The sequence below is a fragment of the Microbacterium oxydans genome (genome assembly GCF_000956525.1).
Classification (GTDB): domain Bacteria; phylum Actinomycetota; class Actinomycetes; order Actinomycetales; family Microbacteriaceae; genus Microbacterium; species Microbacterium oxydans_A.
Map to the genome: position 1 here is coordinate 50163 of NZ_JYIW01000020.1, position 12224 is coordinate 62386.

The window sequence follows — 12224 nt, forward strand, 5'->3', positions numbered from 1 at the left end:
CCCCTTGGGTCCCTGAGCCGGCGCCCCGTTGGGTCCCTGAGCCTGTCGAAGGGCCCGACTCACGACTTGATCGCGGCGGCGAGGCTCTGAATCGCATCACGCATCCACTCAGAGTACGACGATCCGTCCTCGAGCAGCTCGGTGAAGGCGACGACCGGGATGCCGGCATCCTTCGCGGCCGCTTCGACGCGCTGCGTCTCGGCCCCTCCGGTCTGCGCGTTGGTGAGCAGGGCGGTCAGGGTTCCGCTGTCGATCAGGTCGAGCGACTCGAGCAGCACGGCTGGGGCGACATCGCTACCCTCCTCGACCGACTCTGCGAAGCCCTCCGGCGTCGCGTCGGTGAGTCCGGCCGCGGCCGCGAGGTAGCCGGGCAGCGGCTCGGTGATGAAGACGGTCTTGCCCTCGGCCTGCGCCTGGAGCCCCTCCAGGTCGGTCTCGAAGCCCTCGAGGTCAGCGGTGATCTTCGCAGCGTTCGCGGTGAACTCGGCCTTGCCGTCGGGATCCAGCTCGGCGAGCTCGTCTGAGATGGCCTCCACGACATGGATCATCGTGTGCGGGTCGAACCAGACGTGCTCGTTGAAGCCCTCGATGTGATCGTGCCCCTCGTGGCCTTCCGCGTCATCCGCGTGGTCGTGCTCTGCCTCGTCGTGACCGGCTTCGTCGTGCCCCTCGTTGCCGGGGAAGTCGTGCGAGTACTCGACGGCCGTCACCACGTGCGGGTCGGCGGCGTCCTTCAGGAGCGAGTCGACGAAGGCATCGTATCCGCCGCCGTTCTCGATCACGAGGTCGGCCTTCTGCACCGTGAGTCGGTCGCGGGCGGTCGCCTCGTACGAGTGCGGGTCCTGCGTCGCGGACTCGATGATCGAGGTCACGTCGACGCGGTCGCCGCCGATCTGCGCGGCGATCGAGCCGTAGACGTTGGTACTGGCGACGACCTGGATCGCCCCGTCGCCATCCGTGGCCGAGGTCGGCGTGGCCGAACAGCCGGCGAGCGCGAGGACAGCGGCGGAGGTGAGCGCGAGGGGGGCGACGAGCTTCTTCATGCTCACACTCTACGTGCTAATGAGAACCATTATCAACTCGGCGGCGTTGCGCCGCCTACTCCATGGTGAGGGGTCACAACACGCCGCCCTCCGGCGCGATGGGACGGCGATTCGTGACCCCTCACCATGTCGGGAGGGTCAGCCGAGCAGCCCGGCCGGCGCGATCCACGCGGTCGCCTCGCCCGGCAGCAGCGCGCCGTCGAGGTCTGCGCTCGAGAGCACGACGTCGGCGGCATCCGCCCCGAGGTCGAACGGCTCGGTGCCGAAGTTCGCGACGACCTGCCAGCCGTTCGGACGCGCGAAGCGCAGCACATCGGCGCGACCGGTCTCGATCCACTCGAGGGTCTCGCCGGTCTGCAGCGGATGCCGCAGGCGCAGTGCCTCCCGGTACAGCGCGAGCGTCGACGACGGGTCAGCGGCTTCGGCATCCACCGCGTAGTCGGCGAACCAGGCCGGCTGGGGCAGATGCGCCTCGGCCGGACCGAAGCCGAACGACACCCCGTCGGCCGTCCAGGGCAGCGGCACGCGGCATCCGTCCCTGCCGAGTCCATCGAAGGCAGCCCCACGGAAGAATCCTGGATCCTGGCGCTGCTCCGGGGTGATCTCGGCGACCTCCTGCAGCCCGAGCTCCTCGCCCTGATACAGGTAGGCGCTGCCCGGCAGGCCGAACATGAACAGCGACGCGGCGCGCGCACGGCGCAGCCCCTGCTCGCGGTCGAGCATGTCGGCCGGTCCGCCTGCGGCGACCCACTCGGTACCCTGCTTCACCGCACGACCCTCGAGCGGAGCGAGCCCGTACCGGGTCGCGTGCCGGGTGACGTCGTGGTTCGACAGCACCCACGTGGTCGACGAGCCCGACCGCTGCGCCTGCTGCAGGTTGTCGTCGATGATGCCGCGGAACTGCTCGGCGTCGAAGTCGGCGACCAGCAGGTCGAAGTTGAACGCCTGGCCGAGGCCAGCAGCCGAGGCGTAGCGGGCACGGCGCTCGGGCGTCGCGACCCAGGCCTCGGCCACAGCCGTGCGCGGCGGGTCGTAGGAGTCGAACACCTCGCGCCACGTGGCGTAGATCTCGTGCACGTCGTCGCGGTCGGTGGTCGGATGCGTGCCGGAGGTGCGGTCCATCGCATCGAGTTCGGCCTGCGAGGGCAGCGGTTCGGAGAGGTCCTTCGTGAGCAGGTGCGCCACGTCGACGCGGAATCCGTCGACTCCACGGTCCGACCAGAAGCGCAGCGTCTGCAGGAAGTCGTCACGGACCTCCTGGTGATCCCAGTTGAAGTCCGGCTGCTCGACCGCGAAGGTGTGCAGGTACCACTGGCCGTCCTCGACGCGCTCCCACGCGCTGCCGCCGAACACCGAGATCCAGTCCGTCGGCGGCTCGGCGCCATCCGGCCCTGACCCGTCGCGGAAGATGTACCGCTCGCGGGCCGCAGAGCCACGGCCGGCGGCGAGCGCCTCCTGGAACCACTCGTGCTGATCCGAGCTGTGGTTGGGCACGATGTCGACGATCACGTGGATGCCGCGCGCATGCAACGCCGCCACCATCGCGTCGAAGTCGGCGAGCGTGCCGAGCCGCGGATCGACGTCGCGGTAGTCCGCCACGTCGTAGCCGCCATCGGCCAGCTCCGAGGGATAGAACGGACTCAACCAGACCGCATCGATCCCCAGATCCGCGAGGTAGTCGACACGGGAGAGGATGCCGGGGACATCCCCGAGTCCGTCGCCGTTCGCATCGGCGAAGCTGCGGGGATAGATCTGGTAGACGGCCGCCTGACGCCACCAGGCTGCGGCGTCGGCGGAGGTGCGGGTCTCGGTGAGAGTCGCATCGGTCATGAGAGAGAACTGCTCCTTCGGTTGTTGCGGTCTGTCGCGTCCCGGCCCTTCGACAGGCTCAGGAACCCATTCAGTCGGCCCTTCGACAGGCTCAGGGACCCACTTACTCCTGGGTTGCTGAGCCTGTCGAAGCATCCGTCAGCCCTTCACGGCACCCTGCGTGACGCCCTCCATGACGAAGCGCTGCGTGAACAGGTACGCCAGGATCGCCGGGGCCATCGCCATCAGGTACGAGGCGAAGGACACGTTGTAGTTGTTGCTGAACTGGGTCTGGAAGAGGTTCTGCCGCACCGGCAGCGTCTGCATCGCCGGATCGGAGATGATCAGCGATGGCATCATGAAGTCGTTCCAGGCGTAGAGGAAGGCGAAGATGCCGACCGTGGCGCTCATCGGGGCGAGCAGCGGGAAGATCAGCTGCCAGAACGTCTGCCAGGTCGTGGCACCGTCGATGCGGGCACTCTCCTCGAGCTCGATCGGGATCGAGCGGAGGAACGCCGTGAACAGCAGCACGCTGAAGCTCAGCTGGAACATCGTCGCGAGGATGATCACGCCGAAGGGGTTGTCGAGCCCGACGCGTCCGGTGAGCTGGATCTGCGGCAGTGCGACGACCGGGAACGGGATGAACATCGCCGCCAGCAGGTAGAAGAACGAGTAGCGGAACAGTTTGCGGTCCCAGTTGCGCACGATCGCGTACGAGGCGAAGGCCGCGAGGATGATCGTGGCGACCACGGTGCCTGCCGTCACGAGCAGCGAGATGCCGGCGCCGACCGGGAACTTGGTGAGGTTCCACGCTTCGACGAAGCCGTCGATGCTGAACGGGGCCGGCAGCGAGAACGCGTTGCCGTCGACCGCCTGGCTCGTCGTCTTGAACGCCATCGAGATCGTGACGTACAGCGGCAGCAGCACGGTGACGGCGCACAGGATGAGGATGATCGTGCCCGACCAGTTGACGCGCTCCATGCGCATCCGCGGCTTCTTGCCTGCCGTCTGGGTGGTGATGGTCTGGGTCGACATCAGAGTGCGTTCCTTCCGCGGGTCAGCGAGAGCTGCAGCAGGGAGATGAGCACCGCGACGATGAAGAAGATCGTCGCGTTGGCCATCTGGTAGGCGTAGTCGCCGCCGTTGAAGCCGGCGATGATCGTCATCGCGACGCTGCGGGTGGAGGTGCCTGGGCCGCCGTTGGTGAGTCCGACGATGATGTCGTACGCGTTCAGGAAGCCCTTGAAGCCGAGGATGATGTTGATCACGACGTAGCCGGCGACCAGCGGGATCGTGATGCGGGTGAGCTGCTGCGCCTTGCTCGCGCCGTCGATGCTCGCCGCCTCGTAGACCTCGCCGGGCACCGAGAGGAGCCCTGCGATGTAGATGAGGAGCGTGCCGGGGACCGCCTGCCACGCGGTCACGATCACGATCGCGACCCAGGCGAGGTCGGGGTTCGCGAGCAGGCTGGTCTCGAGCCAGGGGATGCCGGAGCCTGCCGCCGCGTTCGGCAGCGAGTTCGAGAACAGGAAGTTGAAGACGTAGGCGATGATGATGCCCGAGATCACCATCGGGATCACGAAGATCGTGCGCAGCCCGGTCTTGAAGCGGATGCGGGAGGTGAGCCCGACCGCGAGCATGAACGCGATCACGTTCACCACGATGACCGTGGCGATCGAGAATCCGAAGGTGAACAGGTAGCTCTGCAGGATCGACGGATCACTGAACATCGCGACGTAATTCGTCAGCCCGTTGAAGTTCCACTCGCCGATGCCGATCGAGTCGGTGAAGCTGAAGAAGATCCCCATCACGCCAGGGACCGTGATCGCCAGCGTGAACAGGATCAGGGTCGGGACGAGGAAGAAGTAGTAGATCGGCTCGACCCGGCGGGTGTGCCGTCGGATCTTCCGTGCGCCGCCCGTGACGATCGCCGTGGTGTCGGTCGTCGGGGTGTTGGGCTTGGTGAGGTTCGATGCCGCCGGATTGGGCAGTGCGGTGTCGGTCACGGCGCTGACTCCTCTGTCTCGCCTGCTGCTGAATCCTGCGTGGTGGGGATCGGCGCGCGGAACGCGATGCGCGCCCAGTCCGCGTCCATCGTGCGCAGCGTGTTGGTCGTCGATGCGCCGAGCACCATGGCCTGCGCGTAGTTGAACATCGGCAGCGTCTTGGGGACCAGCACCGACGGGCCCTGATAGATCTGCCCGTTGTCGTAGTACTCGATCATTCCCTCGACGCGCGGGTCGTCCGGCGCGGGCGCTCCCTTCGTCGGGGTGAACCCGAGCTGCGAGGCGTTGTACTGCTGGATGTGGTCGGGCTGGTAGAGGTACTCGAGGAAGTCGCGCGCGGCCTCCTGGTGACGGGAGCCCTCGGGGATCATCGCAGCGAGGTCCATGTTGACCCGGACGCCGAGGTCGGCCGGGTCGTCGGTCATCGGCAGCGGGAAGGTGCCGAGAGCCAGGTCGGGAGCGGTCTTCGCGATCTCGCTGAACGCCCACGGGCCCTGCAGGTACATCGCGGCCTCGCCCTTGCTGAACGCGAGGTTGCCGTCGCCGTAGCCGCGGCTGGCGGCATCCTTGTTCGTGTAGTTCTCGGCGAGCTGCATCATGCGATCCATCGGCTCGGTGAAGTCCTTCTCGAACGAGACGTCGGAGTTCGGGCCGACCTCGGTGCCCTCGGTGGCGAGTGCGTCGAAGAAGTCGATCACGTCGACCGAACCGCCGGCCGTGTAGTCGTACCAGCCCTGGGCGACCGTCCAGTCGTCCTTGAACGTGCCGTAGAAGGGGTCGATCCCTGCGGCCTTGAGCTGATCGCAGACCGCGATCAGCTCGTCCCAGGTCCTCGGGACCTCGAGCCCCTGGGCCTCGAAGATGTCCTTGTTGTAGATGACCGATGCGGCCATCACCGAGTAGGGCAGTGCGCTGGTGCGGCCCTCGCATGAGCCGTACTGCTCCATGAGGGGCTGCAGATCGTCGCGGATGCCGGCTGCGGCATCCGTCTCCGACAGGTCGGTGAGCGCGCAGCGCTGCACGAAGCGCGCGATCTCGTAGTTGTAGTTGGCGAGCATGATGTCGGGCGGATTGCCCCGCACGAAGCTCGCCGAGACCACGTCGACACCCGAGGTGTCGATCTCGACCTTCACCTTGTCCTGCGAGGAGTTGTAGTCCGCGACGAGCGCGGTCATGAACTCGATGGCCTCGCGCTTGCTGAACGTGAAGCGGATGGTCTCCGTCGCGGAGCCTGCGGCGCAGCTGGTCAGAGCGGCGCCGACGAGCGTCAGGCCGAGGGCCCCGGCGACCAGTCGCACCGCGCGTGTTCGTCTGTCAGACATCGTCGTCCTTTCGATGGGTAGATCGTCGTACTAAATCTAGTAAGCGAATCTACTCGTTCCTGGAGTACTGTCTCACTGGAGACGACGAAAGGTCAAGCACTGTGGCAGAACTTTCCGATCTCGGGACCGGACGCGCCAGTGTGGGTGCCGTACTCGACTTCGCCTGGACCGCCGGTGAGTTCACCGCCACCGAGGTGATGGCGAGCACCTCGCTCACCCGCTCGACCGCGATCGATGCGATCGACACGCTCGTCGACGTATCGATGCTGCGCGAGCTGCCGAACGCCAGAGCCGCCGGCAGCTACCGGGCCGGCCGGCCCGCCCGCCGCTTCGCCCTGTCGACCGACCTCGGCGTCGTCGTCGGCATCGATGCGGGAGCGAGCCACCTCGCCGTCACCGTCGCAGACCTGCTCGATCGCACGATCGTGAGCCACCGCGTCGCAGTCGACCCGGACCAGCCGGCCCCGGAGCGACGGGCGGCGATCCTCGAGCGGCTCCGCCTGGCGCTCGCCGAAGCGGACGTCGAGCCGCAGCAGGTCCTGGCGCTCTGCGTCGGCGTCGCAGCACCGGTGAGCCGCGACGGCATCTCACCCCCGCATCCCGGCGGCTTCTGGGAACGCACGAACCCGGGTCTGGCTGCAGCACTGCGCGACGCGGCTCCGGTCGTCGAGATCAAGAATGACGCGCAGCTCGCTGCGATCGCCGAGGGCGCGGTCGGGGCCGCGATCGGATGCCGCGACTACGTCGCCCTGCTGGCCAGCGAACGCTTCGGCGGCGGCGTGGTCGTCGACGGGCATGTGCTGCACGGCGCGCACGGCGGGGTCGGCGAAGGCGTCGTCTTCGATCACATCATCGGGGTCGGATCGGCCTTCGGCCTGCGGTACTCCGTACAGGACCAGGCACGGGCCGCGGTCGAGAGCGGAGAGATCGCTGCCGACAGCGCAGTCGGGCAGATCGTCGCGAGCGAGCGCGTCGACCCCCGACTGCTGCTCACGCTCGCGGCGTCGGGAGACCCGGATGCCGTGCTCGTCACGTCGCGCGTCGGCGCCACGGTCGCCCGGGTGGTCGGCGTGCTCGGCAGCATGTACGACCCGGCACGCGTGATCGTGTGCGGCGGCGTCGCGGAGAGCATCGAGCCGGTGCTCGCTGCGGCACGGCGCATCCTGCCCGAGGAGCTGCACCTGCCGGCGCCCGAGCTGCTCGCCTCGACGCTCGGCGCGGACGTCGTGTCGATCGGCGCGGTCGCCACCGCACGAAAGGCCGCACGCGAGCGGGCAGTGCCGCAACTCGCGCAGCAGCGACTTCGCGTGTCGGCATAGCCCGGCCACCCCGTGGGGTCGCTGAGCGGCATCCGTCCCCATGGGTCGCTGAGCTCGTCGAAGCGCCACCCCCCGTTGGGTCCCTGAGCCCGTCGAAGCGCCACCCCCGTTGGGGCCCTGAGCCCGTCGAAGCGCGGTCAGGACGCAGGATCTCCGTCGCCGCGAGCGCCGCGCTCGTCCCGGGCCTGCCCCTCGAAGCGCTCGTCCGTCGCACGCAGCACCCGCAGGATGTTGCCCGACCAGACCTTGTCGAGGTCGGTGTCCGACCAGCCGTCGTTCTGCAGCGCCTCGCGGAGGCGCGCGAACCCCGCCACGTCATCCAGCCCGGCGGGGAAGTCGTCGAAGCCGTCGAAGTCGCTGCCGACGCCCACATGATCGATGCCGGCGACGTCACGCGCGTGGTCGAAGTGCCGCACCACGTCGGCGATCTCGACGGGCGGAGCCGCGCCTTCTCGACCGGCAGCCCACCACGCCGCATAGCCCTGCGAGACGAACGGCGGGACGAAGGAGACCATCAGCACTCCCCCGTTCCCCTTCAGTTCGCGCAGCACGGCGTCGGGCACGTTGCGCGGATGATCCGTCACGGCGCGGCACGAGGAGTGGCTGAAGATGACCGGGGAGTCGGTGATACGCAGCGCGTGGTGCATGGTGGATTCCGCGACGTGCGACAGGTCGACCAGCATGCCGAGCGCGTTCATCTCACGCACCACCGCTTCGCCGAACTCGCTCAGGCCGCCGTGCTGGGGCGTATCGGTCGCCGAGTCCGCCCAGGGCGTGTTGTTGTTGTGGGTGAGCGTCATGTAGCGCACGCCCAGCCGCGCGAACATCCGCAGCGTCGCCAGCGAGCCGGCGATGCTGTGCCCACGGCCCCCAGCAGGCTGCCGATCCTGCCCTCGCGCCCTGCCCTGACGACGTCGGCGGCCGTTCGGGCGAGGGCGAGTCGATCCGGATACCGTTGCACCAGCCGGTACACGCAGTCGATCTGCTCGAGTGTGTACTGCACGGCATCGACGTCGGGCAGGTCCTCGGCGTGGACGGACCAGAACTGGCCGAGCACGCCGCCCTCGCGCATGCGCGGCAGATCGGTCTGGAAGCGTGACGGGTGCGTGGAGTCGTCGAGACCCTCGACCGAATACGCGGCCAGGTTGCGCGCCGCCCACGGCAGGTCGTTGTGTCCGTCGATGAGGCCGTGCGGCGCGTCGGTTCCCGTCATGGCTCGAGGCTAGAGGACGCGGCGGGTTCCGGGCGAGCGTCGCGCGCCACCAGGGTGAACTCCGCTTCCGGTGAACGTCGACCATTGGCCTGCACGGCCACGAAGTGGCTGCCCGGATAGTAGGCGCGTGTGGTGATCCGGCGGAAGGAGTGCGATTTCTCGACGGTGATGCTCTCGCCGGGAGCCAGCGTGCGCGACGTCAGCTTGAACGTCTTCGGGCTCACGGTTCCTCTGGAGCGCTGGAATCCGATGACGTAGTCGATCGCGACGACGGCATCCGCATCACCCTCGTTCGTGACGAGCGCCGTGAAGGTCACGGCGCCCTCGTGGATCGGCACCTCGGTCGAGTCCAGGTGCGGCCGATCCACCTCGATGCGGTCTCCCGAGTAGCCGACCGCCCGCAGCGCGTCCGGGTCGGCATTCTTGATCAGGGTGCGCAGGCCATGGCGGATCACCGCCGGCGTGCGGGGGTCGGCACGCGCTGCCCAGTTCCCGGCCGTCCGGACGACCAGGGCGGGGTCGATCCTGCTGAGATCGTTCAGGTGGTTCGACACGGATCGCCGCACGTATGCGGATTCGTCGCGGTACAGCGCATCCAGGATGCCGAGGGTCGCCCCCGGGTGCTCGATGAGCCACGGCACGCGCTTCGCCCACGGCAGATACGAACGCGTGCCTTCGCTCGCGAGGCGGCGCACATGTTCGTTCTCGTGGCCGGTCCACTCGTACGCGGTCTCCAACACGCGCTCGGGCCGGGCGATGAGCATCGCTCGGATCGCGAACTCGCTGCTGAGCCCGATCGTGAGCCGGGCGAGCAGCGCAAGGCCCGCATCGAACGCCGCCGTCGATCCGTCGTCGAGGGCTCGCGCGGTCACGAACTCGGTCACCGGCCAGATCATCCAGCCGCCGAACTCCGGCACCGAGAGCGCGGCGTCGACGAGATGTTCCGTCTGAGCGAATCCTGCCGGGGCATCGACGAGCAGCGCTTCGCGAACCAGGTCGACCCGCGTGCGCAACCGCTCGCCGTCGACAGCATCGCGTACCGCTGCGAGGGCCGAGAGTCCGAGCGCCGGGTCGGCATGGGTCAGCGCCGATCGGAGTGTGTCGATGACCGTCGCGTCGATCAGCTCATCCATCGCTCCCATCGCGACCTCCCCCCTCGTCGTTCGAATCAGCACCCTTGTGAAGGCCACTCAATAGTGTCTCATGCGACACTATTTCCGCGGCGGTCGGTAGAATCCGGGCATGACCACCGACGCAGACGGCACCACGGCGAGACCTCGTCGTGCGAGCGATTTCCCCTACCGCTCCGAACTGCTGGCCAATCTCAGCGCCCTGATCCTGCTCTGGGATTCGCCCTCGTTCCAGGGGGAGATCCTGGCGAAGACCGGCGAGAGCATCGATCAGCAGTCGCACGCCACACTGCGGCACCTGCTCGCCTGGGGGCCGATGCGACCGACCGCGCTGTCCGAGGTGCTCGCGACCGGCGCGTCGCACGTGAGCAAGATCGTCCGCCGGCTCGAGGATCACGGATGGGTGCAACGCACGACCGACCCGTCCGATCGCCGGGCCACGCTCATCAGCCTCACCGAATCCGGCGAGGCTGCGGCCCGCGGGGTCTACGAGCTCGGTGACCGCATGATCGCCGAGGTGCTCGACGGCTGGTCCGACAGCGACGTCCGCGCGTACACGGATCTGACCTCGCGTTTCGTGAAGGATGCGATCTCCTCCGCCGAGCAGATGCTCGAGCGGGGGCTTCTCCCCTCGCGGGAATAGGTCTCGATTCTCGCGTTACTGTCCTAATTGACAGCATTCCTGGTACTGTCCTTTAGGACAGTACTTCGCGCGGTTGTGTCGCGCGAAGACACATCGAGTGACAGGAGACGCACATGGCACATCAGGATCGCGACCGCTTGGACGGCCGCAGAACGTTGGTCACCGGAGGGACGAAGGGCGCGGGTGCCGCGGTCGCGGCGAGGCTTCGGGAACTCGGCGCGGACGTGTACGTGTCCGCTCGGACGATGCCCGCCGATTACGAGCACCCCGAGCGATTCATCACGGCAGACACCTCCACCGTGGAGGGCACGAGGCTCGTCGCTTCGGAGATGAGCAAGGCGGGCGGCGCCGACATCATCGTGCACGTCGTCGGCGGATCCTCGACGCCCGCCGGCGGGTTCGAGGCCGTCCCCGAGGAGCAGTGGATCACCGAGCTGCAGCTCAACTTCCTCGGAGCCGTGCGCCTGGATCACGCGCTCATCCCCGCCATGATCGCCCGGGGCTCCGGAGTCGTGCTCCACTTCACCTCGATCCAGCGCGAGTTGCCGCAGTGGGAGTCGACGCTCCCCTATGCCGCAGCGAAGGCGGCGCTCCGCACCTACAGCAAGGGCCTGGCGACCGAACTGGCACCGAAGGGTGTGCGCGTCAACGCGATCAGCCCCGGCGGCATCCGGACAGAGGCCACGCAGGTCTTCTACGACCGGCTCGCGGAGGCCAACGGCATCAGTCGCGAGGCCGCCGCGCAGCGCGTCATGGATTCTCTCGGCGGCGTTCCCCTCGGACGCTTCGCGGAGACGGAGGAGATCGCCGACCTCGTCGGCTTCCTCGCGTCCGACCGGGCATCCGCGATCGTGGGCACCGAAGTCGTCATCGACGGCGGAACCGTCCCGACGATCTGAGCACCTCACCCGCGACGACGAAGAGGCCGCCTCCCGCGGGAGGCAGCCTCTTCGTGCGGTCAGTCGGCGCTCAATCCGCTGCGGCGGCGAAGTCGAGCTGGACGATGCGTCCGTCGGCGCCGAGGTGGAACTGGTACTCCAGCTCCACGACCCCTCCGGGGAAGTCGCCCTCGAGGCGATAGGAAGCCCCGACCATCCCATCGACCTCTCGTGCGCGGAGGAAGGTGAGCGTGGTGGTGAACAGGTTGATCGACTCATCGATCCACGTGCGGATCTCGTCGCGGCCACGGTGCGTGCGGCCCTCATCCGAGACGACTGCGTCGTCCGTGAACAGTGCCTCCACCGCGTCGGCGTCGCGGGCCTGCCACCCATCGACGAACCCGCGCGCGGCTGCCGGCAGTTCCGCGTTCTCCAGTGTCTTACCCATGATCCGATCCTCTCTGTCCGACGGGATTCCCCGTATGCGTTGGACGGATGATGATCGTTATTTATCGTCCCACAGGACAGTACCATGGATACTGTCCTGTAGGACGGTAATTTCAGAACGCTGATGCCGGAGGTGCTCATATTGGTCAGCCTTTATCCTGATCCAGATCTGTCATATCTGAACCAGGCAAACACTGGAGTCGCTGAAAAGCCCGTCCGGCCGGGATCGTCAAACTATGTGATCCGGTGCAGCCCCCCTAGAACACTGGGGATGACCTCCGCTGGGAGCCGTCCGTCGCATGAAGACGGAAGCCAGGCAAAGTCCTCGCCGAGTGAGCCTCGCGCCAGAGCGTCTCAAAGTCGGGAACATGACGGAACCATGGATCCTGTTCGAGACAGGCGCGCTGGCCGGCA

The 12224-nt window shown here is 67.6% G+C and carries 10 protein-coding genes and 1 pseudogene; 3 read left to right on the top strand and 8 right to left on the bottom strand.

The annotated features are described in order from the left end of the window. Positions 1–59 precede the first annotated feature (59 nt). From RS83_RS04750 to RS83_RS04770, 5 genes are all read right to left on the bottom strand, one after another. The gene (locus tag RS83_RS04750; RefSeq protein ID WP_045278376.1) at positions 60–1043 is read right to left on the bottom strand and encodes a metal ABC transporter solute-binding protein, Zn/Mn family; all 984 of its coding nucleotides are present in this window, start codon (positions 1041–1043) and stop codon (positions 60–62) included. Positions 1044–1181: 138 nt separating this feature from the next. Continuing rightward, the gene (locus RS83_RS04755; RefSeq protein WP_045278377.1) at positions 1182–2873 is read right to left on the bottom strand and encodes an alpha-amylase family glycosyl hydrolase; all 1692 of its coding nucleotides are present in this window, start codon (positions 2871–2873) and stop codon (positions 1182–1184) included. Positions 2874–3011: 138 nt separating this feature from the next. Further along, a complete protein-coding gene (locus RS83_RS04760; protein ID WP_045278378.1) occupies positions 3012–3887 on the bottom strand; it encodes a carbohydrate ABC transporter permease in 876 nt (291 codons plus the stop codon). Further along, positions 3887–4780: a carbohydrate ABC transporter permease gene (locus tag RS83_RS04765; RefSeq protein WP_045278495.1), complete on the bottom strand. Its 894-nt coding sequence runs from the start codon at positions 4778–4780 to the stop codon at positions 3887–3889. Before RS83_RS04765 ends, RS83_RS04760 begins: the two co-directional genes overlap by 1 nt. Before the next feature lie 74 nt (positions 4781–4854). Next, positions 4855–6180, bottom strand: coding sequence for an ABC transporter substrate-binding protein (locus RS83_RS04770; RefSeq protein WP_045278379.1), 1326 nt, complete (start codon positions 6178–6180; stop codon positions 4855–4857). Positions 6181–6281: 101 nt separating this feature from the next. Between RS83_RS04770 and RS83_RS04775 the strand changes: the two genes are divergently transcribed. Then, positions 6282–7499 (top strand): ROK family protein, encoded by a 1218-nt coding sequence (locus RS83_RS04775; RefSeq protein WP_045278380.1) that lies wholly within the window; start codon positions 6282–6284, stop codon positions 7497–7499. Positions 7500–7636: 137 nt separating this feature from the next. Here RS83_RS04775 and RS83_RS19235 read toward each other — a convergent pair. Together RS83_RS19235 and RS83_RS04785 are read right to left on the bottom strand one after the other, a co-directional pair. Beyond that, positions 7637–8712 (bottom strand): annotated as a pseudogene (locus RS83_RS19235) (dipeptidase). After that, positions 8709–9854: a DNA alkylation repair protein gene (locus RS83_RS04785; RefSeq protein ID WP_045278381.1), complete on the bottom strand. Its 1146-nt coding sequence runs from the start codon at positions 9852–9854 to the stop codon at positions 8709–8711. The pseudogene RS83_RS19235 and the gene RS83_RS04785 overlap by 4 nt, the downstream one beginning before the upstream one ends. Before the next feature lie 100 nt (positions 9855–9954). Between RS83_RS04785 and RS83_RS04790 the strand changes: the two genes are divergently transcribed. Both RS83_RS04790 and RS83_RS04795 read left to right on the top strand, forming a co-directional pair. Next, on the top strand, positions 9955–10485 hold the full coding sequence (locus tag RS83_RS04790; protein WP_052678862.1) for a MarR family winged helix-turn-helix transcriptional regulator: 531 nt from the start codon (positions 9955–9957) through the stop codon (positions 10483–10485). A 113-nt stretch (positions 10486–10598) separates the two neighbouring features. Next, a complete protein-coding gene (locus tag RS83_RS04795) occupies positions 10599–11384 on the top strand; it encodes an SDR family oxidoreductase (RefSeq protein ID WP_045278382.1) in 786 nt (261 codons plus the stop codon). 70 nt (positions 11385–11454) lie between these two features. Here the strand turns inward: RS83_RS04795 and RS83_RS04800 are convergent, their stop codons facing one another. Then, a complete protein-coding gene (locus tag RS83_RS04800; protein WP_045278383.1) occupies positions 11455–11811 on the bottom strand; it encodes a nuclear transport factor 2 family protein in 357 nt (118 codons plus the stop codon). Positions 11812–12224 lie beyond the last annotated feature (413 nt).